Annotated in this window: 28 protein-coding genes; 26 read left to right on the forward strand and 2 right to left on the reverse strand. The window is 68.6% G+C overall.

The window, feature by feature from the left end; all coding sequences use genetic code 11:
• The first annotated feature begins 61 nt into the window (after positions 1–61).
• The 26 genes from ACOKR1_RS01190 to ACOKR1_RS01315 all read left to right on the forward strand — a co-directional run bounded on the left by ACOKR1_RS01190 (position 62) and on the right by ACOKR1_RS01315 (position 21242).
• The gene (locus tag ACOKR1_RS01190; protein ID WP_422934965.1) at positions 62–439 is read left to right on the forward strand and encodes a hypothetical protein; all 378 of its coding nucleotides are present in this window, start codon (positions 62–64) and stop codon (positions 437–439) included.
• A gap of 7 nt (positions 440–446) precedes the next feature.
• Positions 447–1406 carry an HNH endonuclease gene (locus ACOKR1_RS01195; RefSeq protein ID WP_422934966.1) on the forward strand — a complete coding sequence of 320 codons (960 nt, stop codon included), beginning with the start codon at positions 447–449 and terminating at the stop codon, positions 1404–1406.
• Between the two features lie 11 nt (positions 1407–1417).
• On the forward strand, positions 1418–2020 hold the full coding sequence (locus ACOKR1_RS01200) for a hypothetical protein (protein WP_422934967.1): 603 nt from the start codon (positions 1418–1420) through the stop codon (positions 2018–2020).
• Positions 2021–2308: 288 nt separating this feature from the next.
• On the forward strand, positions 2309–2497 hold the full coding sequence (locus tag ACOKR1_RS01205; protein ID WP_422934968.1) for a hypothetical protein: 189 nt from the start codon (positions 2309–2311) through the stop codon (positions 2495–2497).
• A 294-nt stretch (positions 2498–2791) separates the two neighbouring features.
• On the forward strand, positions 2792–2962 hold the full coding sequence (locus ACOKR1_RS01210; RefSeq protein ID WP_422934969.1) for a hypothetical protein: 171 nt from the start codon (positions 2792–2794) through the stop codon (positions 2960–2962).
• A gap of 313 nt (positions 2963–3275) precedes the next feature.
• A complete protein-coding gene (locus ACOKR1_RS01215) occupies positions 3276–3662 on the forward strand; it encodes a hypothetical protein (RefSeq protein ID WP_422934970.1) in 387 nt (128 codons plus the stop codon).
• On the forward strand, positions 3655–5094 hold the full coding sequence (locus ACOKR1_RS01220; protein ID WP_422934971.1) for a hypothetical protein: 1440 nt from the start codon (positions 3655–3657) through the stop codon (positions 5092–5094). The genes ACOKR1_RS01215 and ACOKR1_RS01220 overlap by 8 nt, the downstream gene beginning before the upstream one ends.
• A gap of 19 nt (positions 5095–5113) precedes the next feature.
• The gene (locus tag ACOKR1_RS01225) at positions 5114–5293 is read left to right on the forward strand and encodes a hypothetical protein (RefSeq protein WP_422934972.1); all 180 of its coding nucleotides are present in this window, start codon (positions 5114–5116) and stop codon (positions 5291–5293) included.
• Positions 5290–6489: a phage portal protein gene (locus ACOKR1_RS01230; RefSeq protein WP_422934973.1), complete on the forward strand. Its 1200-nt coding sequence runs from the start codon at positions 5290–5292 to the stop codon at positions 6487–6489. Before ACOKR1_RS01225 ends, ACOKR1_RS01230 begins: the two co-directional genes overlap by 4 nt.
• Positions 6486–7235: an HK97 family phage prohead protease gene (locus tag ACOKR1_RS01235; RefSeq protein ID WP_422934974.1), complete on the forward strand. Its 750-nt coding sequence runs from the start codon at positions 6486–6488 to the stop codon at positions 7233–7235. Before ACOKR1_RS01230 ends, ACOKR1_RS01235 begins: the two co-directional genes overlap by 4 nt.
• A 147-nt stretch (positions 7236–7382) precedes the next feature.
• Entirely contained in the window at positions 7383–8816 is a 1434-nt protein-coding gene (locus ACOKR1_RS01240; protein ID WP_422934975.1) for a phage major capsid protein, read from the forward strand.
• Between the two features lie 75 nt (positions 8817–8891).
• Positions 8892–9194: a hypothetical protein gene (locus ACOKR1_RS01245; RefSeq protein ID WP_422934976.1), complete on the forward strand. Its 303-nt coding sequence runs from the start codon at positions 8892–8894 to the stop codon at positions 9192–9194.
• A gap of 2 nt (positions 9195–9196) precedes the next feature.
• Complete coding sequence (locus ACOKR1_RS01250) at positions 9197–10003, forward strand: hypothetical protein (protein WP_422934977.1); 807 nt, start codon at positions 9197–9199, stop codon at positions 10001–10003.
• On the forward strand, positions 10000–10470 hold the full coding sequence (locus tag ACOKR1_RS01255; RefSeq protein WP_422934978.1) for a hypothetical protein: 471 nt from the start codon (positions 10000–10002) through the stop codon (positions 10468–10470). Before ACOKR1_RS01250 ends, ACOKR1_RS01255 begins: the two co-directional genes overlap by 4 nt.
• An 8-nt stretch (positions 10471–10478) precedes the next feature.
• Positions 10479–10757: a hypothetical protein gene (locus tag ACOKR1_RS01260; RefSeq protein WP_422934979.1), complete on the forward strand. Its 279-nt coding sequence runs from the start codon at positions 10479–10481 to the stop codon at positions 10755–10757.
• Positions 10754–11785: a phage tail tube protein gene (locus ACOKR1_RS01265; protein ID WP_422934980.1), complete on the forward strand. Its 1032-nt coding sequence runs from the start codon at positions 10754–10756 to the stop codon at positions 11783–11785. Before ACOKR1_RS01260 ends, ACOKR1_RS01265 begins: the two co-directional genes overlap by 4 nt.
• A gap of 3 nt (positions 11786–11788) precedes the next feature.
• Positions 11789–12325 (forward strand): hypothetical protein, encoded by a 537-nt coding sequence (locus ACOKR1_RS01270; RefSeq protein ID WP_422934981.1) that lies wholly within the window; start codon positions 11789–11791, stop codon positions 12323–12325.
• The gene (locus tag ACOKR1_RS01275; RefSeq protein WP_422934982.1) at positions 12322–12774 is read left to right on the forward strand and encodes a hypothetical protein; all 453 of its coding nucleotides are present in this window, start codon (positions 12322–12324) and stop codon (positions 12772–12774) included. Before ACOKR1_RS01270 ends, ACOKR1_RS01275 begins: the two co-directional genes overlap by 4 nt.
• A 129-nt stretch (positions 12775–12903) precedes the next feature.
• The gene (locus ACOKR1_RS01280) at positions 12904–15501 is read left to right on the forward strand and encodes a phage tail protein (protein WP_422934983.1); all 2598 of its coding nucleotides are present in this window, start codon (positions 12904–12906) and stop codon (positions 15499–15501) included.
• Positions 15502–16371: a hypothetical protein gene (locus ACOKR1_RS01285; RefSeq protein ID WP_422934984.1), complete on the forward strand. Its 870-nt coding sequence runs from the start codon at positions 15502–15504 to the stop codon at positions 16369–16371.
• A complete protein-coding gene (locus tag ACOKR1_RS01290) occupies positions 16362–17564 on the forward strand; it encodes a hypothetical protein (RefSeq protein WP_422934985.1) in 1203 nt (400 codons plus the stop codon). The genes ACOKR1_RS01285 and ACOKR1_RS01290 overlap by 10 nt, the downstream gene beginning before the upstream one ends.
• Positions 17565–17574: 10 nt before the next feature.
• The gene (locus ACOKR1_RS01295) at positions 17575–18573 is read left to right on the forward strand and encodes a tail fiber domain-containing protein (protein ID WP_422934986.1); all 999 of its coding nucleotides are present in this window, start codon (positions 17575–17577) and stop codon (positions 18571–18573) included.
• On the forward strand, positions 18570–19595 hold the full coding sequence (locus tag ACOKR1_RS01300; RefSeq protein ID WP_422934987.1) for a hypothetical protein: 1026 nt from the start codon (positions 18570–18572) through the stop codon (positions 19593–19595). Before ACOKR1_RS01295 ends, ACOKR1_RS01300 begins: the two co-directional genes overlap by 4 nt.
• A gap of 4 nt (positions 19596–19599) precedes the next feature.
• Positions 19600–20064 carry a hypothetical protein gene (locus tag ACOKR1_RS01305; protein ID WP_422934988.1) on the forward strand — a complete coding sequence of 155 codons (465 nt, stop codon included), beginning with the start codon at positions 19600–19602 and terminating at the stop codon, positions 20062–20064.
• Position 20065: 1 nt separating this feature from the next.
• Positions 20066–20893, forward strand: a complete 828-nt coding sequence (locus tag ACOKR1_RS01310; RefSeq protein ID WP_422934989.1) for a hypothetical protein — start codon at positions 20066–20068, stop codon at positions 20891–20893.
• Entirely contained in the window at positions 20886–21242 is a 357-nt protein-coding gene (locus ACOKR1_RS01315; RefSeq protein WP_422934990.1) for a hypothetical protein, read from the forward strand. The genes ACOKR1_RS01310 and ACOKR1_RS01315 overlap by 8 nt, the downstream gene beginning before the upstream one ends.
• 49 nt (positions 21243–21291) lie before the next feature.
• Here the strand turns inward: ACOKR1_RS01315 and ACOKR1_RS01320 are convergent, their stop codons facing one another.
• Both ACOKR1_RS01320 and ACOKR1_RS01325 read right to left on the reverse strand, forming a co-directional pair.
• The gene (locus ACOKR1_RS01320) at positions 21292–21621 is read right to left on the reverse strand and encodes a hypothetical protein (RefSeq protein WP_422934991.1); all 330 of its coding nucleotides are present in this window, start codon (positions 21619–21621) and stop codon (positions 21292–21294) included.
• A gap of 222 nt (positions 21622–21843) precedes the next feature.
• Positions 21844–23535, reverse strand: a complete 1692-nt coding sequence (locus ACOKR1_RS01325) for a recombinase family protein (RefSeq protein WP_422934992.1) — start codon at positions 23533–23535, stop codon at positions 21844–21846.
• Positions 23536–23568 lie beyond the last annotated feature (33 nt).

The following is a 23568-nucleotide window of genomic DNA, read 5'->3' on the forward strand; positions in this document are numbered from 1 at the left end:
AGCGCTGCGGCTCCTGCGACGGCATCATCAACCCCCACACCGGCGAATGCAGGTGCTCCGATTGAGCCCACTCTCCGACACCGAGCTCACAGTCTGGCTCCTCGAGCTCCGCCAGACCGCCGAAGCGGCCCGCCATGCCGCCGCGATCGCAACCGGCGACCAGTACACGACCACCCGGCTCGCCACCGCAGCCGAGACCGCCAAGCGCCGCGAGGAGTTCCTGCGCTCGCGCGCGCTCGTCCCGGCTGCGTGCACCTGGTGCTCCGCAATAGGGGAGCTCTGCGACCCATGCAGAGGACGCGACCCCCACGCGGCTCGGGCGCTCGGCGCGCACATCGAAAAGAAGGAGGTCCAGGCGGATGCCGTGGCTGAGACAGAGCGATGCTGCGGCGAATCACCCGATCGTCCTGAACGCCCTGGAGCTCCCGGAGGCCGATGACAGGATCTTGAACGAGCTCTTCGGTTTCGTTGCCCGCTGCGCCACCCAATCCGCCGCACACGAGCTCGACTACGTCGTGACCGTGGGAACAGCCCGCGCGCTCGCAGGCTCTATCGGCCGCTACCAGGTGCTTGCGGCGGCCGCGAAGCGCTGCGGCTACTGGACCGAGACGACTATCCGGAACGAGGACGGAGACGAGCGCCAGGCGTGGAAGCTCACCGAGGACGAGGATCTGTTCCACATGATCCTCAAGGCCGAGCGGGCCTGGACGAACCAGCGGAAAAAGGACGCCCGCGATCCGGCTCTGGTCGTCCCGGTCAGGCTGCGCGACGGCGATTCGTGCCGTTACTGCGGCAAGACGGTCTCGTGGAAGGACCGCCGCTCGGGCCGGTCGGGCACGTACGACCACGCCGACCCGGGGAAGGCCGCGACGTTCGAGACCTACGTCGTTGCCTGCCGCGAATGCAACGGGCGCCGCGGCGACGACCCGGAGAGCGCCTGGAAGACGATCCCTGCACCATCCGAGCCCCTGTACGGGCCCGAGACGACTGACTTCCTCGCCAAGCACGGCGTGGACGTCGAACCGACCTACACCAGACCAGCTCCCGCATCGGCCGACGGCGCGGGCGCGGACGCGATCGAGGCAACGGAAGCAGCACCCGGCCCGACCGCGCCCGCGCCGCCCGCCCCGGGCCCCGCGGTCGAGCAACCCGAGGCGACGGAAGCAGCACCGGCCCCGGGCGACGAGGCAACGGAAGCACGTCCGGCCTCGCAAGCGGCAACGGTAGCAGCACCCGGCCGCACGGATCTGGCAGGTTCGGGCAGATCGGAGGTCTCCCGGACCAAGCCGCGTCGGGACGGGACGGGTCGGGACAGGTCTGGTCTGGATGGGAAGGGCAGGATCCCAGCTCCCTCCCGGGGGGCTGCGGGAAGACGTTCGAGACCGCGATCGAGGAGGAACAAGTGACAGGGGCGGGGATGCCTCCGAACTGGCGGAAGGCCAAGACGTATCCGCACGTGGTGGATGGCCGTGTGCAGATGGTCCCCTACGAGCTGGCCCGCCGGTTCGTCCGGTTCTCGGGCTGGTGCGTGACTGACCACGAGGCGGGCCCGATTCAGGCCGAGCGCGCTTCGTGGCTTTGCTGGCGGTGCCGCTCTGATCTGGAGGAGGCCCTGGTCGGGATCGAACGCTCGTGGCCCGCACTCCAGGACTTGCTGCACCCGTCGAGGGCCGGCGGCCAGGTCGGCGGGAAGAGCGTCGATCCGGCGGTGCCCGTGGAGCTCGCGACCGTTGACATCACCGTGAGAGTCGAGGCGGCGATCTCGGCGCTTGCATCCCACTTCCTCGAGGACAGACCCGATCTCCGGCTCTCGACGGGCACGGATTCCGGAGCCGTTTCCGGCGCGATCGGCCGATGGCATCTGTCCTGGTTGACCACGCATCCACAACCGCGATTCACCGCCGACAGCCTCGTCGAAGTGTGGGAAGCCTGGCAGGCTGTGATCAACCGCGGGGCACGCCGTCCCGACATCCCGCCGATAAACCGCTGGATCGACCACGCGAAGGCCGGACGTGCCTAGGCCCGAGGCATGGCTCGACGTCGAGTCGATCATGATGATGACCGGATGGACCAGAGCGTATGTGAAGAAGCGCGCGAGCGTTGACGGCTGGGGCAGGGCAGGCACGCGGCCCCAGCTCTATCGCATGTCCGACGTTCTCGCCTCCTGCCCTGGGCACACAAAGACAGCCGTAGAGCGGCACCTGACCACCAAACATCTCCGGAAATGTCCGGCTGATGGGGGAGAGTAGGACGTAGCGCACCCAGATGGGTCGGCTCGCAGTTTGAGTGATTGAGAGGGGACAGAACGATGGCAAAGTTCAAGGTCAACAGAAGCGGCGGACTCGCGGCGGTCGTCGTGGAAGCAGACGTCGTGGAGACGGCAGGGGAGTGGCTCGTATTCCGCAAGAGATCGGAGGCGCAGAATTCGCCGACGCAGCTCATTAAGGCGGCCACGGTGACCCGCGTCGAGAAGGAAGAGTTTTCCGACACGCCGTGACGAAGCGAGCCTGTCAGTGAGGCCTGCTTGACAGAGGTAACGTTTGGTTTCGATGGTGGTGCAGTGTCACCGCGAGGAGGCCCGGCAGATTGGTCCGGGCCTTCCGCATGTCCGGGAGGTGGTGCGTTGGCTCGCCTGTCGGAGTGGGATCCGCGCCGGGGCAGGAGCGGCAGGCCTTGGCTTCGCCTCGTCGCGTTGCACTGTCCGCCCGGGTCTGTGTGTGCGTGGTGCGGTGAGCCGATCGAGTTCGGGCTGAGGCCGCGTCACTCGCTCGGGCCGTCGCTTGATCACATCGTGGCGCTCGCTGACGGCGGCCACCCGACGGCGCCGTGGAATCTTCAGCCGATGCACCTCGGGTGCAACGTCCGCAAGGAGAACGCGCGACGCCGGGCCGGCGCGGCAGAGGCCCGCGAGGCGCAGCGCCGCCGGCCCGCGTCGAGGCTCCGTCCGGCCTCGTCTGACTGAGGATTGGCCAGGTTTTTTAGGAATCCGGCGTGCGGGAGACCCGCGCGTCTTCCAAAATTTCTCCCCCCGAATATTGCCGGGTAGCGCCCTCGGACAGAGGGCGGAATTCGGCCGCGCTCGCCGCAGAAACCCGTTGAATTCCTATGCAATCCGGGCGATTCTCAGGCGGAACGGCGCCAGAACGGGGGATACCATGGCGGACTCAGCGGAAGTCGGCTCGATACCTTATCGCCACGGCAAGGCGGGGGCTTCTGCGACTGGATACCGGAAGGGATGCCGCTGCGCAGACTGCCGACGGATCCATTCAGACAAGATGAAGGCCTATCGGCTGGCGAAGAAGCTCCGCGACAGCGGCGGCGAGCTCCCCGCCGCGGTGCTGGCCCCTCTGGACTTCACGCCGTCGGCGACCGCGATCTCGTGGGACGCCGCGCCGGGCCCGATCGAAGAGGCGCTGGCCCGTGAGCTCGACTCGATGCAGTTCGCCGACCCGCCCTTCAAGGAAACCCTGGTCGTGCTCGCGAAGTACGACGCGAGGGTGCTCGACCAGATCCCGCGCCTCGAGCGGCTCGACTTGATCAGCGGGATGCAGTCCCGGCTCTTCAACGTCTTCGACCGACTCCGCCGCGTGAACGCCCCCGTGAACGCTGCCGACGGCGCGGAGGCGTTCCTGCAGTCGCTCGGGATGCCGGAGAGTGGCTGAGCCGCACAACCCGGCGCCGGCATGGTTCACGCCGCGCAATCCGTCGCGGCAGACCCTCGGGCCCGCAGTCGGCAAGGTGATGACGGCTTTCCGGAATCCGCCGATGCCGTGGCAGCGGGATTTCCTCAATGTGCTCTGCGAGATCGACCCCGCGACTGGCCTGTACTGGTACTCGAAGGGAATTCTGATCCTGCCTCGCCAGGGCGGGAAGACTTCGACCTCGCGCGGGAAGATGACGCATCGGGCTCTTACGACTCCCGACGGCTACATGCTGTACACGGCCCAGGACCGGAACAAGGCCCGCCGGCGCCTCGAGCGGAACTTCTACAAGCCGCTCCTGGGCTCGCCGATGAAGGCCTTCATGGGCAAGCCCCGCTGGCAGGCCGGCTCCGAGGCGTTGCGGTGGAAGAACGGGGCTGAGCTCGGGATCGACGCGGCCGGCCAGAAGACAGGCCACGGCGACACCCTGCACGAGGCGCACATCGACGAGGCGTACGCGCACCGGGACAACACGATCGAGGGCGGCATCGGCCCGGCCATGGCGACGGTTCCCGGCGCGCAGCGTCTGGTGATGTCGGCCGCGGGGAACCTGAACTCGGAGTACCTGCTCGCCCAGCGGGACCTCGGCCGGGCCCTGGTCGAGTCGGGGCGCGAGTCCCGGACCCTCTATTGGGAGTTCAGCTCGCCTGTCGGGGCGGACCCTCACGACCCGGCGACGGCGCTCCTGGGGCACCCGGCGATCACGCACACCATCTCCCTCGACTGGGTCATGAACGAGATCCAGACCGCCGACGACCCGGCCGAGGCCTACCGCGCCTACTTCGGGTGGTGGCCGGAACGGAAGGCGGCAGCACGGGCGATTCCGATCGCGGCATGGGAGTCCTGCTACGTCGGCGAGGACGATCTGAGCTGGGACGGGATGCCGTTCTGGGCCGTCGACACAAGCCCAGAACGGGACTTCACGTCCATTGCGATGGCAGCGAAGTCCACCGATCCTGAGGCGACCTGCTACCTCGAGGTGTACGAGCGCCAGCACGGCACGGCCGACGTCGTCCGCACGATGGTCAGCCTGCGCTCGCAGGCCGGCGGGAACATCGTCGCCGTCGACGGCAACGGTGCGGCGAAGACCCTCGCTGCCGATCTGGAGGACGAGGGCTTCGAGGTGATCAAGGTCCCCGGGCCAGCTCGCGTCGACGCCTGCGGCGGCCTCTACGACGACGTCCTGACCGGCAAGGTGCACTTCATGTCCGACCCTGTGCTGAACGACGCTGCGGCCGTGGTGGCGAAGCAGTCCGTGGGGGGACGTGCGTGGATCTGGGCCCGGAACAAGCAGCTCGAGGACATCAGCGCGCTCTACGCCGCCACGTTCGCCCGATGGCTGTTCAGGGAGCGCCACACGGACGACTACGACGTCATGGACTCGGTCGCCTGAGAAGCGGAAAGGGGGAGCGGTGTTCCTGTTCGTCCTTACCACCGTGCTCGACCTCGTGGGATCGCTCCTGGTCATCGTCGGGGCTGCAGCCGCGGCGGCCGCGCTCGCGGGCCCCGAGTGGGGTCTTGCCGCGGCGCTCGGGACGGCCGGCGCCGGGGTGCTGGCCGCTTCATGGGTGTTCGATAGGCGGCGTTCATGAGCCTGTTCAGGCAGAAGCGGCACTTCGGGCCCCCGGAGTTGATCTGGCAGGGGATGCCGCAGCGGTCGCCGGGCCGGCCGAATCAGGTGCCGGTGACGCGGGAGACGGCGTTGAAGCATTCGGCTGTGTGGGCGTGCCTGAACCTGAGGGCGAGCCTGATCTCCACGATGCCGGTCGACGTGTTCCGTCGCTCGGGAGGCCTCGACAAGGAGATCAAGAAGCCCGATGTCCTGGTCACGCCGTGGACGTACGGCGAGGGCCAGCCGGTGGACATCACGGAGTGGATCTACGGATCCCAGTTCGACCTCGACCGCGGCGGGAACGCCTTCGGGCGGATCGTTGCGCGCGACGGCTTCGGGAAGCCGGCTCTGGTCCAGCCGCTCCCGCTCGAGGATGTCACCGTCTCGGTGAAGAACCGCCGCATCGACCATTACAGAGTCGGGCAGGAGGAGCTGGCTCCCTTCGAGGTCTGGCACGAGCGCCAGTTCACGATGTCGGGCGTGCCTGTGGGGCTGTCGCCGATCGCCTACGCGGCGGCCTCCATCGGCGGGTACCTCTCGGCCCAGCAGTTCGCCCAGGACTGGTTCGGCAACGGCGCCCGCCCGGGCTCGATCCTGAAGAACACCACGAAGAAGCTCGACAAGGGCGACGCGCAGCGGGTCAAGCGCCAGTTCATGGCGTCCGTGAACAACGGCGAGCCGTTCGTCACCGGCATGGACTGGGACTACAAGATGATCAACGGCTCCGCGGCGGAGACAGCGTTCATCGAGTCCCGCGAGTTCGGCATCACCGACGCGGCCCGGTTCCTCGGCGTCCCTGGCGACATGATCGACGCCCCGGCGAAGGGATCCAGCGTCACGTACGCGAACGTGACGCAGCGGAACCTGCAGCTGCTCATCATCAACCTCGGCCCCGCGATCGCACGCCGGGAGAGGGCGCTCTCCCGCCTCGTGCCCGCGCAGCAGCACGTGAAGCTCAAGACGGACGCGATCCTTCGCATGGACCCAGAGACACGACAGCGGGTCATCAAGTCCCGGATCGACTCGCGCACGCTCGACGTCGACGAGGCACGCGAGCTCGAGAACCTGCCACCGCTGACCCAGGAGCAGAAGGACAAGTTCAAAGAGCTCTTCACGAAGACCACCGACACGGTCAAGGAAGAGACCGGGCCATCACGGGAAGGAGCGCCGGCATGAACATCCTCGAAGCGGCCCAGAAGCGGGCACAGGACATCCGGGCGGCCGCCGACAGGCCCTCGCAGCGCCGGTGCACCGAAGCGCCCGGCAGCGGCCCGCGCGTGGCCGTGCGCATGCAGCGGATCCAGCTCCGCGAGGCCGGCGATGCGGGCGGGGGCCTCGGGTTCTCCGGCTACGCCTCGGTCACCGGCGTCGGGTACGAGATGTGGGACATCTTCGGCCCGTACACCGAGGTCGTCTCTGCGGGCGCTTTCGGCCCGTCGCTGTCCCGGGCGGATCTCGACGTCCCGCTCGTCATCCAGCACGACGGGATCCGCCGCATCGCCCGCACCGCGAACGGCACCCTGCGGCTCGACGAGGACGACCGCGGCCTCTCCGTCGACGCCGACCTCGACCCGGACGACGCCGACGTGCAGTACATCGTCCCGAAGCTCCGCTCCGGGCTGATCGACGAGATGTCGTTCATGTTCCGGATCACCGCGGGAGAGTGGTCGCAGGACTGGACCGAGTTCCACGTCAACGAGGTCGACATCCACCGCGGCGACGTCTCGATCGTCTCCTACGGGGCGAACCCCGCAACGGCCGGATCGGGCCTTCGGTCCACGAAAGACCTCGAATCGTTCGTCCGCGGCCTGAGCCTTGCCGAGCAGCGCGAGATCGCTGCCCTAGTCGCCGGCGCCGCGCCCAAGACCGGCGCCGAACTCATCACCGATGAGGACGTGCGCCTGCGCCGAGTCCGCTTCTAGAGCCGGCGCACCACCCGAGAGCTTCGCGCACTCCCGACGCCCGCGCCGCGCTGCGGCCTGGCCTGGGCGGGGATGCCTGTCGCCTTCAAGGGGCCCACCAGTAACCCCAAGATCCCACGGACGGCCGTGGGAGGAAGGAGCTCTGCCATGAACATGGCCCAGCTCATCGCGCAGCTCGAGGGGAGCCTCGTCTCCAAGCTCGAGGAGCGCAACAAGAAGTCCACCGAGCTCGCCGAGCTCCGCTCCGCCGCAACGGTGGACGAGGTCCGCGTGGCCCAGATCCGCCAGGAGAAGCAGGGCCTGGACGACGAGATCGACGCCCTCCAGATCCGTGTCGCCGAGCTCAAGCTCGAGAAGTCCCGCGACGACGCCGCGGCGCGCCTGAGCGCAGAGCTGATCCCGCAGGGACAGCGCCGCTCGTATGACCAGGTCATCCGCACCGGCGACACGAACGAACCCCGCACCTACACCCGCGAGTCCGCGAAGCAGGGCGTCTCGTTCTTCGGCGACGCCTACGCGCACCGCGAGCACGGCACGAACGACCGGATCATGCGCCACGCCGCGGAGGTCGAGCACCACGGCGAGATGTCCCAGCGCGCCGTCCAGACGTCGGGATTCGCGGGCCTTGTGGTTCCTCAGTACCTGATCGACCTCGCGGCGCCGAAGATCCAGGCCGGCCGCGGCATCGCGAACGCGGTCACGCGCCTCGAGCTCCCCGAGCAGGGCATGCAGCTCGTCATCCCGAAGGGCAACATCGCCGCATCCGAGGACGTCCAGGCCACGGAGAACTCGACTGTGTCGAACACCGACGAGTCCTGGGCGAACGTCACGGTCCCCGTCGTGACGATCGCCGGCAAGCAGGACGTGTCCCGCCAGCTCCTCGAGCGCGGCTCCGGCGTCGACGCGATCATCTACCTCGACCTCGCCCGCGCCTACGGCGCGCGCCTGGGCAAGCAGGTGATCAACGGCTCGGGCCTCGCCGGCCAGATGCTCGGCATCCTCAACACCGCGGGCATCGCGGCCGCGGCAGCATTCGGCGCCGCGGTCGACGCCTCGAAGTTCGGGACGAAGGTCGCCGGGGCGAATACCGCGGTCGCGTCCGTCGGGGACGGCATCGCCCCGGACGTCCTGCTCATGCACCCGCGCCGCTGGGGCTGGCTCACCACCCTCAACGACACCACGGGGCGGCCCATCGTCACCGCGAACACCGTGACGAACTTCAACATGGTCGCCGTCGGCTCCCAGGCCGGCGAGGAGTTCGCGAACGCCCCGGTCAAGGTCGCAGGCATCCACAACTCGGGCCTGCCGATCATCACCGATGTGAACGTCCCGACCACGGTCGGCATGAACAACGAGGACGTCGTGCTCTCGCTCGACGTCGACGAGCTCATCCTCTGGGAGGAAGGCGACGGCCTGCCCCGCCAGCTCCGCTTCGAGCAGACCAAGGGCGACTCGCTCACCACCGTGCTCGTCGCCTACGGGTACGCGGCGTTCACCGCTGGCCGCTACCCGGAGGCAGTAGCCAAGTTCGGCGGCCTCGATACCGTCGCCGGCGCCGGCCTCATCGCCCCGACCTTCTAGTCGGGAAACCGGGCGTGGGCCCCGCACCCGCGGGGCTCACGCGCTCTCACCCCTTCCGCTTCCAGAGGAGCCGAGATGGACGACCAGTACCAGGAAGAGATCTACGCGAACTACCGCCGTCTCCACGACGAGCACGGCGAATCGTGGGAGTCGATCGCCAAGCGCGTCGAAGAGCAGAACGACAAGCGCCTCGCGGCGTGGCTGCGCTCGCAGGATGCCGCCGAAGCCCCCGAGCCGTCGGAGCCCTCGACGCAGGTCCAGGGCAGACGATCTCTCAAGGCTTCCACCGCCGAGGCCGCTGCCGCGGACACCGCGGACACCGCGGGCGGCGAGCCGGCGGCCGGCGCCGAGGGCGGCGGTTCGGGGGCTGAGGCGTAGCTGTGGCCTCGATCGATCTGGGGGCGACAGCCACCCTCGAATGGGGCACGGTACCCTCCGGCGGGGCGCCTTCGCTCTCCATCGTCCGCCCGGACGGCACGAGCATCGCCACCCCGGCATCCACCACCGGTCCGACGTCGGCAACGGCCAAGTTCACCCCGAGCATGCCCGGCCGCCACCTCGCCCGGTGGACGGCATTCGCGATGGACGGCACCATGGGCGCGCACGTCGACGTGCTCGACGTCTGGCCGGCGGATCCGCTGTTCATCATCCCAGTCGGGGAGATGAAGACGGGCCTCAACGCCGACCACGCGACCGCGGCTCAGCTCGAGGACATGCGCCTCTTCGTCGCCGCGGCGACACCGGTGATCGAGGACATCGTCGGCCCGGTCGTGCACCGCCAGTTCACCCAGGTCGCCGACGGCGGAGCGCACGCGGTCGTCCTCCAGCACAGGGCAGACGCGGTCGTCAGCATCACCGAGCTCGGCAGCCCCCTGGCGGACTTCGTCTTCGACGAGGACGCCTCGATCGTGTACGCGGGCCGCCAGCTCGCCCCTCGGCTGTTCATGCCGGGCATCCGTGCCGTCGTGGTCACCTTCACCGCCGGGTATCAGGTGATCCCGGCGAACATCCGCCTCGCGGCGCGCGAGCTCGTGCGGCACTGGTGGCAGATCGGCATGCAGTCGCAGGGCGGCAGCGTCCGGCGCGGCAGCGCCTCGGACGACGTGTTCACGCCATCGGGGTTCGCCGTGCCCCGCAGGGTGATGGAACTGTGCGCGGCGGATGAGGGCGTGGGGGGCTTCGCGTGAGCGCTGTTACGGCGGCGATCGCCGCCAAGAAGGGCCTCTACCAGCTCATCCAGCGCGTCATGGCCCAGAGCGAGGACTCGAAGGACGTCTACGTCGTGTTCGGGGCGATCGGCACGGACCTGCCGCCGGACATCATCAGCGTCGGCAGGTTCCACGTCGACCAGGACATCGCCGCCATGGGCAGCATGCGCCCTCGCGAGGAGAATATCGCGGTCGACGTCGTCTTCTCGTGCGTCAAGGGCGGCGGCGACGAGGTCGAAGTCCTCGCCCAGGAACGGGCCCTCGACCTCCTCGGCCGAATAGAGCGCGAGGTCCGCATGAACGACACCACGCTCGGCGGAGCGGTCCGCCAGTGCTTCCTCACCGCGATCGACTCCGAGGGCACCACGCCCGAGGACTACATCGAGGCAGGCCGCGGCGTCGACGTCGTCGCGACATTCACAGCAGAGAACCGTGTCAGAGGCTAGGAGGGCCCATGCGCATCAAGAACATCTCACCCTACGGCGAGCTCGACGTGCCCCTCTTGGGGGGCGTCGTCGAGGCCGGCGAGATCCTCGAAGTCGACCCGGAGCACGCCGAGGCGCTGCTCGCCCAGGCCGAGAACTGGGAGCCGGCAGACGCCGCCGCCAGGGCGGTCGCCGAGGAGCTGAACACCGACCCCGAGCCGGCCGCGGCCGAAGCCGTGCCGGATCCCGGGGCGCCCGCCGCCCGGGACGCGGCGCCCTCGCACACCGAGGGGAGTGAGGGCCTGTGACGCAGCAGGACGCAAGCCTCGGCATCGGCCGGGAGGGGGCCTACGGCATCGGGGTCACGCCCACGGCGTTCCCCGAGTACCTCACCGAGAGCCTCAAGTGGAAGCCGGAGTTCAAGCAGGGCCAGGGCCTGCGGGTGGGTTCGCGGCTCGCCCGGGCGCCTCGTCGGGCGCTCGTGAAGCAGCAGGCCGAGGGCGACATCGAGCTCGAGCTCGCCACCAAGGGACTCGGGAAGTTCTTCGAGGCGTGGCTCGGCTCCGGCGTCTCGACGGCGGTCCCGGGACAGGCGGGAGCGTTCCAGCAGCTCTACACTCCAGCGACTCAGGACCCGGCGAACTCCTACACGATCCAGAAGGGCCTCCCGTGGGTCGGCGGTGCGGCAGCGCAGCCCGTGACGTTCCGCGGCGGCCTCTGCACCTCGGGCGAGCTCACGGCCGCGCTCGCGGACATCGTGAAGCTGAAGACGTCCTGGAACTTCCGCGACGTCGACACCGCGACCGCCTACGCGCCCCCGTCGTACGCGACCGGTGTCGAGCTGCTCACGTTCGTCCACGGGTCGATCTCGATCGGCGGCACGGTCACGATGCCCACCGCGACTGCGCTCGCCACCGGCGGCACGCCGGCGGCGAACATCAAGGACTTCAGCTTCTCGTTCGACAACAAGCTCGACGACGGCGGGTTCACGTTCGGCAACGGCGGCAAGCGCGGCCGCAAGCCGGTCTTCGGGTCGGTGGGCGAGGGCAAGGGCAAGCTCACCGCGGAGTACACGGACAACGTCCTCCGCGACGCCTACCTCAGCCAGGCCGATCTCTCGCTCGTACTGACGTTCAAGACGGCGACGCTGATCGGGGCCTCGGCGCTGAACCCGACGGTGCAGGTCGTTCTCCCGGACATCCGGCTCAACGGGGACATCCCGCAGACGAACGGGGGAGCCCCGGTGAGCCTGCCGGTCGACTTCGACATCCTCGACGGGCTCAACGCCGGGTCGCCGATCTACGTCGCGGTCGTCACGTCCGACACCGCGATCTGAGCGGTGGCGGACGAGGTCCGGATCGCGATGGCCCCGGAGAGCCTCGCGCTGATCCGGCGGATGGCCAAGGAGGCCGAGCCCACCCTGCGCCGCGAGGTGAACCGCACGCTGCGCGGCTCGGGGACGGCGGCGGCCGCCGCGGTCAAGGCCGCGGTCCTGGGGGAGAAGCCGCCGAAGGCGAACCAACGCACGAAGGCCGCCTCCAGGCTGCGGGGCGCGAGGTACGGGCAGGGCCGGTCGCGGAACGTGCTCCGGGCGGGCATCGCGGCCGGCGTCGCGGTCCGGGTCCGAGGCGGGAAGCACCCGGGGATCCGGATCGTCTCGACCGACACGAAGCTCGCGGCCGGGAAGAAGGCCATGAACCGGGTGTACCGACTGAGGAACTTCAGGCACCCGGTCTTCGGATCGAAGAAGAAATGGGCGGCCCAGCACGGAAAGGACTTCTTCTACGGCCCGATCCGGGCCCGCGAGGAGGAGTTCCGTCGGGCCGTCCACGAGGCGCTGCAGGAAGCAGCGCAGAAGCTCGGAGGGCTCACATGAAATTCCGTCTCAACGGCCGCGAGTACGACATCGAGGCCGCGCTCCAGCGGCCCACGCTCCTCATGCTCCGCGAGATGAAGATCCGCACCGGGTACGGGATCAAGTCCATCCGCGACGCCGCCCCGAAGTTCCAAGACCTGTTCGGGGGCGCCGAGGGCCTCAGCGAGGAGGAGAAGGAAGACCTCTTCATGGAGGTCGTGGACGATCCCGACTTCCTCGGCGTGTTCATCGCCGTCATCTGGCTCGCACGGCGGCACGCCGGGGAGAACCTGACCTTCGAGGAGGCCGGCGACTTCGACATCGACTCGCTCGAGGTAGTCGACGACGAGCCCGACCCAAAAGACGGCCCGGAGCCGGACCTTCCCGCGCCCGAGCCAGAAGCCGCCCGTCCCGGCCGGTCGAGCACATCGAGGACATCGAAGCGAGCGTCTTCGCGAACATCGTCCTGATCTCCGGCCTTTGGCCCAGCATCGGGCCGCACAACGTGTGGGACCTGACCTACGACTTCTGGCTCCTCTACGTCCGCGCGGCGGACGAGCACCGCAAGGAGCAGGCCAAGCAAAGGGGGTAGGTCACCGGTGTCCGCTGCCCAGCTGTTCTTCGACGTCTTCGGCCGCGACAAGGGCGTGGGGAAGGTCTTCGACGACGCCGGCAGGAAGGCAGAGTCCCTCGGCTCGCAGTCCTCCGGCGCGATGGGCAAAGTCGGGAGCTTCATCGGCGGGATCGGCGGGACCGCCCTGAAGGTCGTCGGGGTCGTAGGCGGGGCGGTGGCCGCGGTCGGGGGAATCGTGGGCGGCCTCGCCGTCCACGGCGGCATCGCCCGGCAGCTCCAGATCGAGAACGCCCAGGCGAAGCTCGACGGGCTCGGCAACAGCGCCGATTCGGTCAAGGAGATCATGGCCAACGCCATGGCCGCCGTGAAGGGCACCGCATTCGGCATGGGCGAGGCCGCCACCGTGGCGGCCTCCGCCGTGGCTGCCGGAGTGAAGCCGGGCAAGGACCTCGAGCGGACCCTGAAGCTCACCGGCGACGCGGCGACGATCGCCGGCTCGTCCATGGGCGAGATGGGCTCCATCTTCGGCAAGGTCGCGGCGAGCAACAAGCTCCAGGGCGACTCGATCGCGATGCTGCAGGACCGCGGAATCCCGATCCTCCAGATGCTCGGCAAGACCCTGGGCAAGACCTCCGAGGAGGTCGCCGACATGGCGTCGGCGGGAAAGATCGACTTCGCCACCTTCCAGAAGGCCATGGAAGAGGGACTAGGGGGCGCGGCGCTCAAGTCCGGCGACACGACCGAGGGCGCCTTCAAGAACATGAAGGCCTCGTTCTCCCGGCTCGGCGTGGTCCTCACCTCGTGGTTCATGCCGCTGGTGAAGGACGTGTTCAACACGATCACGTTCGCCGTCGACTGGCTCACCAAACTCCTCGGTCCGCTCTCCGACGCCTTCGGCAAGGCATTCCAAGGCCGCATCGGTCCGATGCTGCAGAACGCCAAGGCGCAGTTCGAGGAGCTCTACAAGGGCGCGGGAGGCTCGCTGAACGCGTTCCGCGGGGCATTCCTCGCCGTCGACGGCGACATTGCCTCGTCGGGATTCAACGGCTTCATGGAGCGCCTCGGCTTCTACGCCGGGATGGCGACATCCGGCGTGCTCGCAATGTCTGCGGCGTTCCAGGGGTTCAACGTCGACGGACCGGGGGCCATCGGCGCGATGGCCCGCATCGGAGAGGCCGCAGGTCACCTCTGGGCCGGGCTCACGATGCCCTCGGGCACGCGCGCCGAAATGGAAGGACAGCTTTCCGGACTCGTCGGTGTCGGCGCCGGGGTGCGGGCCGTGTTCGACGCCATCGGCCCCGCGTTCGCCCCGCTCCTGCCGCAGATCTCTGGCCTCGTCGGTCCGCTCTGGACGGTCCTGGGCGCGTTCAACCCGCTCGGGCTCCTCTTCCAGGCGCTCCTGCCGGTCCTGCCCCAGCTGGTCGGCCTCATCGGCGATCTCGCTTCGTCCTCGCTGGGGCTCCTCGCCGCCGTCCTCCCGCCGGTCGCCGGCCTGGTCACCGAGCTCGTCTCGACCCTCTCCGGCATGTTCGTCGCGATCCTCCCGACCGTCGTCTCCCTCGTCGAGACCCTGGGCTCCGCATTCGTCGTCCTCGCCCCCGTGGTCGGCGAGCTCGTCGCCGCCGTCGTCCCGCTCGTTTCGACACTCGCGGGCATGCTGGCGCCGATCATCGCCGAACTGGTCAGCTCGGTGCTGCCGCCGGTCGCGTCGATCATCGGGATGATCGTCGAAGCGATCACGCCGCTGATCACGACAATCGCCGGAATCCTGATTCCCGTGATCCAGGCGCTCATGCCGATCGTCGGGACGGTGTTCGGTGCGATCGCCAGCATCATCACGGCCGTGATGCAGATCGTGCAGGGCGTGATCCAAGTCGTGACCGGGATCATCACCGGGAATTGGTCCCAGGTCTGGTCCGGAGTCCTGAACATCTTCAGCGGCGTCTGGAACACCATCGTCGCCGTAGTCGCCGGCGTCCTGAACGTCCTGGGCTCGGTGATCTCCAACGGCCTATCGGCAGTCGGACAGTTCGTCCTGGGAATCCTCGGAGCCCTCGGCCGGTGGTTCCAGGATTCCTGGTCGAGCATCCTCGGCGGAGTCTCCGGATTCATCGGCAGCCTGCTCGGATTCTTCGGCGGGCTGCCCGGGCAGATCCTCGGGTTCTTCGGAGGCCTCGGCAGCGGCCTGTGGGATATCGGCCGGAACATGATCCAAGGCCTCATCGACGGAGCCGGCTCGCTCCTGAGGAATCTCGGCTCGTTCTTCCTGAACATCGTCCCGGACTTCATCCGCGAGCCGTTCAAGGCCGCGCTCGGCATCCGATCGCCGTCGCGTGTGTTCCGCGGGTTCGGCGTGAACATCGGGCAGGGCCTGATCGAAGGCCTCGACTCGATGCAGGACCGGGTCGGAGCATCCGTCGACGGACTGGTGAGCCTCCCCGCCATCGCAGCAGGTTCAGGCCAGGGAGTCGGGTACGGGCGGGGTACGGGCCTCGAGGAGAAGCTCGACCAGCTCCTCGAGCTCCTGCGCTCGCAGCGCCCGGTCCAGGTCAATCCGGCGCCGGGAATGTCCGAGGCGAACCTCGGGCGGATGACGGCCGAGCAGCTGATGTGGAGGTCCTGAATGGCGCGCACCGCGACGATCGGGGGGCTCTCGTTCTCATCCACCGGGTGGACCCACCCGGACGGGTGGACGGTCTGGCTCGACAACAACGCCGAGGGGTGGGACGACGGCGTCGGGGTACGGCGAGAGCGGCCGAAACGGCTCCGCCAGCACGGCGAGTTCACCGAGCCCGGGTTCCGGGACGGGCGCCTGGTCACGCTCGAGGGCGATGTCACCTCCCCGTCGGAGCAGGCCGCGGCCGGGGCGAAGCTCGCCCTCGCGGCGCTGCTGGCCGACGGCGGCCAGGGCATCCTCATCGTGACGGACACGGCCCAGCCGACCATGAGCGCGGCCGCGGACCTCGCGGACGCGCCGAAGATCCGGCACAAGAACGACACCACGCTCGAGTACCAGATCCACCTGCACTGCCCGGACCCGCGCCGCTACGGGGCCACGGCCCCGGCGACGACCGGTGTCCCGGTCACGGGCGGCGGGCTGACGTTCCCTCTGTTCACCCCAGCCCCGCCGGGCCTGCTCGACTTCGGGCAGCCCGGCTACCCGGGAACGGCCACGATCGCGAACCCCGGCACGGCGGCGACCCCGCCCAGGTTCACGGTCATCGCTGCGATGGCACCGAACGGCTTCACCATCACAGACCTGGTGGCCCGCCGGCGGCTCGTCTACACGGGCGCGCTCGGCCCGGGGGACTCGATGAGACTGAACGCCCGCGACGGGTCGGTGCTGCTGAACGGGTACGCGGACCGGTCAACGCTGCTGACGGTGAGGGAGTGGACCCGCTTGGCCGCGGGCGCCTCGGGGACGTGGCTGTTCGAGGCACCGGGGTCGACGGGCGCCCAGCTCACGGTGGAGGTGGATCCGGCGTGGTGGTAGCCCCCGAGTACCGGGTGTTCGTGGCCGAGACGGTCACGGGCCGGATCGCGGCCGACCTTCCTGTCGAGTCGCTCAAGTGGGGCTCCCGGTTGAACGACGCCGGCCCGCTCGAGGTCGCGTTCCCGGCGGACGCGTCCGAGTTCGCCCGGGTCGACGTGCGGGCCGCGACCGAGCCCGACCGGATGAGCCTCGCCGTCGACTTCGGCGGCGTGATCCTCGAGGCAGGCCCGATCAGGAAACGGAAGTACAACTGGGAAACTGGTGCGCTGACCGTTTCCGGCGCGGGGCTCTGGTCCATCCTGGACAGGGTCAAGGCCCTGAACTGGGCGCAGATCACCGCGGGGACCGCCGTGACCAGGACCTCCCTCGACCTGAGCGGTCTCGCCCTCGCATCGATCGCCCGCGAGCTCGTCAGGATCCCGATGCAGGCCAACCCGGACAACCCTGGCCTGCCGATCGTCCTCCCGGCGCTGGTCGCCGGCGCCGACGAGCGGCACGTGAAGGGCTACGAGCTCCAGTGGGTCGGCGACCTGCTCCGCAACCTCACGAAGGTCAAGGACGGCCCAGACATCGCGTTCCGGCCCCGGTACACTGCCGCCGACGCGACCCGGATCGAATGGGTGATGGCGACCGGCACGGAAACCGATCCGCTCCTGCACCAGAGCGGGGCGGACTGGATCTGGGACCCGGCCGTCGACGAGTCGGGCGTCGTGATGCTCGATGTCGAGGAGGACGCCTCGAAGATGGCGGCCAGGGTGTGGCAGCCCGGGGCAGGGTCCGAACTCGACATGAAGCTCGCCACCGCCGTCGACACGACCCTCGTCGCCAAGGCAGGCTACCCGTGGACCGAGGCCGATGTCGCGTCGAAGGACATCGAGGACCTCGCCTTCCTCCAGAAGCACGCGAACGCGGCCCTCGCCCGCTCAGCCCGCCCAGTCTCGCCGTGGGGGATCCCGGTCCGTGCCGACGCTGCCCCGCTCCTCGGCACATACAGCCCGGGCGACTTCGCCCAGCTGAACATCCCGGCCGGGCACCCGCTCATCGGCCAGGGCATGCAGCGGGTCCGGATCATGGCCCTCGACGGCGACGGCTCCCTCGAGGTCAAGATCACCCCCGCCCCGATCGTCAGCGCCCTCGGCGCGACCGCCTACGGCGCTTCCCGCATCGAGGGCGGCGTCCGGACCGACCTGTGAGAGGAGACCTGTGGCGGACCTGATCCCCAGAAGCATCCCCGACCCAGACCCGCAGGAGCGATTCTGGGACCAGCAGAAGGACACCCAGAAGGCGGTCGAGCGGCAGGAGCGCGGCGCCCCCCAGCGCTCGCAGTCCGTCAGCGACACCACCGGGGCGGGCATCCGCTCCGACGCGGCAGGATTCCGCACCGTCGATTCGCTGGGCCGCACGATCGCGTTCCTGCAGGTCTCCGACGGCACGCTCGTGATCTTCGACCCCGTCACCGGGTCCCCGAGGGCCAGGTTCGGCAAGCTCCTCTCCGACGGCTCCTACGGCGGGGAGATCTGGGACCCCGTGAACAGCGCCTGGGTCAAGCTCGTCACCGGCTCCTCGGTGGCGTGGGCGGCCATCACAGGGAAGCCGGCGGCGTTCCCACCCACAGGCCACACCCACGCCGGTGTCGACATCACCTCGGCGGTGGCGAACGCAGCGAACGCCTCGGCCGCCGGCTCGGCCGCGCAGGCGGCCCAGGCCGACGGCTCCGCCTACGCGTTCAACAACACCGTGGCCGGCAGCCAGTACTTCGCCGTCTGGGTCGGCAACGACGGAGGCTTCCACTTCGGCAGGAACGTTTCCTCGCTCCGGTACAAGGAGAACGTCCGTCCCTACGCGGTCGACCCCGCGCGGGTCCTCGCCCTCGAACCGAGGGTGTTCGACCGCAAGCCGACCCTCAGGCCACCGGCCTCCGTCGACGGGCAACCTGCCGAAGGCCCCGCCCAGCTCATCCCCGGCGCACGCGACGAGTACGGGCTCATCGCCGAAGAAGTCAACGCGCTCCTGCCGGAGATCGCCATCACCATCGACGGCGAGATCGACGGGCTCCGCTACGACCTCTTGGCCGTCGCGCTCCTCGACGTCGTCAAGGCCCAGCAGGCTGCCCTCGACGCCCATCAGGCACGGATCGCCGGGCTCGAAGAAACCGTCCATCAACTCGTGGCCGCTGTGCGGCAGATGGGAGGCACCGCATGACCGCGAATCGAAGCCTCGGGATCCCGGTCACCGGCACCGGTCCCTATACGGGCACGACCACCGTTGACATGCGGCTCGCGCTCGCGGGCCTCTACGCGGAGAACGCCCCGGGCGTTCCGCGCTCGGGGGTGCTGGCCCAGGCCGCGTCGCAGCTGGTGACCGCACGCGCGGACGGGATGTCGTTCGACATCGCCCCGTGCCAGCTCGTGATCAGCCGCGCGGCAAACGAGGGCGTCTACAACCCGACCCTGACGGGCACCTCGAGCGTGCCGACGGCGGCCGCGCCGGTGTCCGGGTCGCGCTGGGACCTGGTCTACGTGCTCCAGCGGGACCCGGGCAAGGGAGACGCCGACAACGCCCCCGCCCTCGGGGTTGTCAACGGCGCATCGGGCGCGACACCGACGAAGCCCTACGCCTCGGTCCCCGCCGGGGCGTACGTGCTCGCCGAGGCGCAGGTCTTCTCGGGCACCACGTACGCGTCGCAGTCCCCGAACACGCTCGCGCAGGTGTGGCGGCACACCGCGGCCCGCGGCGGCGTCGTGGACATCCGCAGCGCCGCCGAGAGGGCAGAGATGACCTCGCCGGCGCTCGGCCAGCGCATCGCCCGACTCGACCTCGCCGGAGTGCCGCTGGAGGTCTGGGACGGGACCGCGTGGAACCTGGACCGGGACTTCGCGGCGTTCAAGACCACGGACACCAACTGGTCGTGGCAGGGCGGAATCGTCAGGTCGAAGGTCCTGGGACAGACCCAGTTCTCGGCCGCCGCAATCATGACCCGCGTCGCCGGCGGGTCCTTCGCGTTCGGCACCGGGGACACCCTCATGGGCAACTTCTGCCCGACAGCGTTCCTGCCCCCGGGGAACGTCTACCTCGCGGTCTCCATCACGAACGGCGGCGCGCTGGTCGGACAGGCCCAGCTCGTCATCACGACCACCGGGGATTTCGTGCTCCGCACCTTCTCCGGGTCGATGACCTTCCCGGCCGGGGGCGTCATGTACATCAACGGCCTGTGGATGGGCTGACCGGATGAACGAAGAGGTCATCATCGCGTTCATCACCGGCCTCACCGCGATCCTGGTCGCCTACCTCGAGAAGAACCGCCGAGACACCAAGCGGATACGCCGCGACGCACGCGCCGTGCACGAGTCGGTGAACAACCGCACCGACGAGAACGGGAACCCGATCTCGCTCTCAGACCGGCTCGACGCCGTCATGGGAATCGCAAAGGAGGCCGCGGCCTCTGCCAAGGCAGCACGTGAGCAGGGGCAACGGCACCAGGACGAGCTCGCCGAGCAGCGCCACGACATCCGCGGCATCCGCGAGGACAACCAGGCCACCCGCCGCGAGCTCGGCCTCCTCCACAAGGAGGACCGGGACATCCGAACGGACCTGAACACGGTCGTCGAGTCGACCGCCGAATGGGGCAGGTTCCTCACGGACCTCCACACCCGCTGGGGCCATTCGAGAGAGAAGTCAGAGGAGGGAACCTGACATGCCGAACATGAGCGTCCCGTACGCCCGCCCCGACAGGTCGCTGCTCACGCTGCGCGACGAGGTCTATGCCGTCTACGGCAGGCCGGCCCGGGCAGCCGAGTTCGTCACCGGCTACAAGTCGCCGTCGAACTTCACCGGCCACAACGCCGACTCGAACGGGATCGTCCACGCCATCGACATCTTCACCGACGAGAACGGCAACATCCCCGAGGCCCCCGGCCGCGCGCTCGCAGAGCGTCTGCGCGTCATCGGGTCGGTCACGAACCGGTTCTCGTACCTGATCCACGACATGAGCCCGGGCGCCCCGGCGCCGATGATCGCGGGCCAGTTCAACGGCTGGGTGTGGCAGGCCTACACGGGCTCAGACCCGCATAGCAGCCACATCCACGTCAGCGTCTGCGACCTGTACTGGGGCGACCCGGCCCCCGTCGGCGCCGACGTGTACGACTCGACGGCCCCCTGGGGCATCGCAGGCGTCGCCGCGCAGGGCGGCAACATCACACCCATCACCACACCGCAGGAGGAAGACATGGGCTGGCAGGACCGCACTCTAACCTCGAAGGACGGGATCCCCGTCTCGCCCGAGGAACTGCTCAACTCGATCGATGCGAAGGACGAGAAGATCCTCGCAGCGCTCGCCCCACTCGCCTCGTTCATCGTTGATGTGCGCGGCGACCTCGCGAACAAGGGCAAGGCCCTCGCTGCGCTCGCGCAGATCAAGTCCACCGATCCGCAGGCGATCGCCCAGGCGGTCGTCGACGCGTTCGGCAAGGACATCGCGGCCGACGTCGCGTCGAAGCTGTCGGTGGTGGTCACCAATGGCTGATCACGTCGCCGAACCGACTGGGCCGACTCAGGCTACGCACCCGTGGCGCGCTGCGGTGCGCACGTTCGCGCAGGTGATACTGCCCGCTGCGGTGACCCTCGGCGTCGCGGTACCTGTGATCGTCGACGCCTTCCTCGCCAGCGCCCGCACCTCCCTCCCGCCCGAGCTCGTGGCATGGCTCACCGCCTCCGCGCTCGCGGTCGGTGCTGTCGCGGCGGGCATCGCCCGGGTCATGGCGCTGCCCGCCGTCGTCGCGTGGACGGGCCGCTGGCTACCCTGGCTCGCGCCGGCACCGCCTAGCGGATCGGTGAGCCCGGGCCCGGCCTCGGCTCCGCGCGCGGAGCTCTAAGAGCTGAGTCCGCATAGCTCCACGCTTGTGGATGCGCAAAGCGGGCGGCTCATTTCCCAGCTTCCTCGCTGCGCTTCGTGTAGCCAACCCAGAAACCGATGCCGCTAACGAATACCCCGCCCACACTGGCGAGCATCGCGAAGGCTGGCCGGTTGCCCCAGTCGTACCGGCAGGGCCCATTGGGTGCAGTCCATGGTGAACCGCAATCGACGTCAGAGGCGGGCATCGTGTAGGCGGGGTGCACGGTGCCACCCCACGTCGACGCAGGATAGCTGCGCGCGTCAATGTGGTTAGTTTGCGGCCAGAGCCCGAGCAGCAAGCCGATGCCTAGCAAGATCAGACCGCCAAGGACGATCGTGCGCCCGTTCTGACTCATCATCTTCTCCCCAACTTGGTGTGCCGAGAGGATGTTATTCCGTCGACGCGGTTGCTCGGTAGACGTGTCCAATGGGCCGAGACGGCTCGCCCAACAAGATGCAGCAAGTATCACCGACCGGACAGGCGGACCATCCTGTCTGCCTGCCGTCCGACCTAGTGGACTCTCCGGTGGGAGTTTTGGTGGGAGTTCTGTGCGATTGCCGCCGATCCCGGATGGCGAGGGTCAGACTTTTAATCCGCGGGTCGTGGGTTCGAGACCCACAGGGCCCACCCTACGCACAAGGTTCGAACCCTGGCCTGAAGGATCAATGGCCGAGGTTTGGGCCTTGTTTGCGTTTGCGGCCCATGTCAGGGCGTCGGCATTGATCTGGGGGTCGAGCAGCATCTCGAAGGGTCGCGCGTTCTCGACACGGAGCTGGTCGTCTTCGTCGATGTAGATCTTGGTGAAGAACGCCTGGTTGCAGAGGCGACGGTTCGCATCATCGCATCGGGCGTAGATGTCGGCGCAGTTCGCTAGGAGGCTCAGGGCGTCGTCGAGGTGGGCTCGGGCGTCGGTGTATTCGCTGTGATGGGCGTCGAGACGACGGTTTACCTGATCGAGTTCGCCAAGGATGCGGTCTTGTTCTCGTTTGAGCACGGAGAGCGGGATCGCGTCGGCGTAATGCGCCTGCATGAGCCGGGTCTGCTCACGCTCGAGTCGGTCGCGGTTGGTGGTTAGCTGGGCCAGTTCGTCGGCCTCGGCGGACATGAGGCGGTCGAACTCGTGGCGCAGCATTCCGGCGAGGGCTTCGCGCTGTGCGAGTGTGATCTGCACGCGCTGGTAGTACTTCTCGATCAGTCGTTCGACGCCCTCGATGAGGATCGCGCCTCGGGTGCAGGTGGTGCGTTTCGCGTGCCGGCCGGCACAGACGAAATATGGGTAGACGTTGCCGTGCCGGTTCTTCGCGTTCGACACGATCATTCGCGAACCGCAGGATCCGCAGTGGATCGTCCCCTTGAGGTAGTGGTCGTGGAGCTGGGTCGCTTCGCAAGCGGACTTGTGCGCGGTGAGGACGGACTGCACTTGATACCAGACCTCGGCTGGGACGAGCGGTTCGTGGGCGCCCTTGTAGCTGACGCCGCAGTAGATCACGTCGCCCTTGTAGTACGGATTGGTAAGCATCCGGTACACGGAGGATACGACCAGTGGTTTCGAAGGGTTCTTCGGTGTTGCGACGCTGGTCAGTCCTCGCGAGGTCAGTTCGTCGTGGAGCTGGCTGACGGTCCAGTTCCCGGAGGCGTAGGCCTTGTAAGCCCATTCGACCAGGGATGCCCGGTCGGGGTCGAGCTGGACGGTCCGGAGCTCGCGTCCGAGATCGTCGCGGATGCGGACGTTGAGGTAGCCGATCGGAGCTCTGCCGATCGTCCCGCCGTTGGAGGCTTTCTGGGTCATGCCCTTGATGACCTCGGCAGCCAGGTTGAGGGAGTAGAACTCCGCTATGGTCGACATGATGCCGTGCAGCAGCATCCCGGACGGCGTTTCGTCGATGCTCTCGGTCGCGGAGACCAGCATGACGCCGGCTTGTTGGAGCGCGAGGTGAATGGTCACGTCGTCGGCACGGTTGCGGGCCAATCTGTCGACCTTGTGCACGATGCAGTACGCGACCCGATGGGTCTTGACGTATTGGATCATCTGCATGAGTTTCGGCCGGTCCGCCTTGCGGGCGGACTCTCCCGCGTCGATGAACTCCTCGACGATGACTGCGCCGAGGAGTTCGGCCTTGCGGCGGTTGGCCTCCCGTTGGGCGGGAATCGAGAAGCCTTCGTCGGTGCCGCCCTTTTCTGCCTGCTCTTTGGTTGAGACACGCAGGTATGAGACCGCCAGCGCGGTGCCCTGGGTCGGTTCGATGAGGCTGCGGACCGGGTCGGTGCGCACGAAGGCGGGACTCATGGGGGTCTTCTCTCGTTT

The sequence above is a fragment of the Sinomonas sp. P47F7 genome, from assembly GCF_049332655.1.
Lineage (GTDB): Bacteria > Actinomycetota > Actinomycetes > Actinomycetales > Micrococcaceae > Sinomonas.

What these genes read in the sequence shown, in the direction of transcription:
- ACOKR1_RS01275 (WP_422934982.1), top strand. Translation starts at nt 12,322, where the DNA reads ATGAAATTCCGTCTCAACGGCCGCGAGTACGACATCGAGGCCGCGCTC.
- ACOKR1_RS01285 (WP_422934984.1), top strand. Translation starts at nt 15,502, where the DNA reads ATGGCGCGCACCGCGACGATCGGGGGGCTCTCGTTCTCATCCACCGGG.
- ACOKR1_RS01260 (WP_422934979.1), top strand. Translation starts at nt 10,479, where the DNA reads ATGCGCATCAAGAACATCTCACCCTACGGCGAGCTCGACGTGCCCCTC.
- ACOKR1_RS01235 (WP_422934974.1), top strand. Translation starts at nt 6,486, where the DNA reads ATGAACATCCTCGAAGCGGCCCAGAAGCGGGCACAGGACATCCGGGCG.
- ACOKR1_RS01315 (WP_422934990.1), top strand. Translation starts at nt 20,886, where the DNA reads ATGGCTGATCACGTCGCCGAACCGACTGGGCCGACTCAGGCTACGCAC.
- ACOKR1_RS01300 (WP_422934987.1), top strand. Translation starts at nt 18,570, where the DNA reads ATGACCGCGAATCGAAGCCTCGGGATCCCGGTCACCGGCACCGGTCCC.
- ACOKR1_RS01245 (WP_422934976.1), top strand. Translation starts at nt 8,892, where the DNA reads ATGGACGACCAGTACCAGGAAGAGATCTACGCGAACTACCGCCGTCTC.
- ACOKR1_RS01310 (WP_422934989.1), top strand. Translation starts at nt 20,066, where the DNA reads ATGCCGAACATGAGCGTCCCGTACGCCCGCCCCGACAGGTCGCTGCTC.
- ACOKR1_RS01200 (WP_422934967.1), top strand. Translation starts at nt 1,418, where the DNA reads ATGCCTCCGAACTGGCGGAAGGCCAAGACGTATCCGCACGTGGTGGAT.
- ACOKR1_RS01240 (WP_422934975.1), top strand. Translation starts at nt 7,383, where the DNA reads ATGAACATGGCCCAGCTCATCGCGCAGCTCGAGGGGAGCCTCGTCTCC.
- ACOKR1_RS01215 (WP_422934970.1), top strand. Translation starts at nt 3,276, where the DNA reads ATGAAGGCCTATCGGCTGGCGAAGAAGCTCCGCGACAGCGGCGGCGAG.
- ACOKR1_RS01305 (WP_422934988.1), top strand. Translation starts at nt 19,600, where the DNA reads ATGAACGAAGAGGTCATCATCGCGTTCATCACCGGCCTCACCGCGATC.
- ACOKR1_RS01230 (WP_422934973.1), top strand. Translation starts at nt 5,290, where the DNA reads ATGAGCCTGTTCAGGCAGAAGCGGCACTTCGGGCCCCCGGAGTTGATC.
- ACOKR1_RS01320 (WP_422934991.1), bottom strand. Translation starts at nt 21,621, where the DNA reads ATGATGAGTCAGAACGGGCGCACGATCGTCCTTGGCGGTCTGATCTTG.
- ACOKR1_RS01205 (WP_422934968.1), top strand. Translation starts at nt 2,309, where the DNA reads ATGGCAAAGTTCAAGGTCAACAGAAGCGGCGGACTCGCGGCGGTCGTC.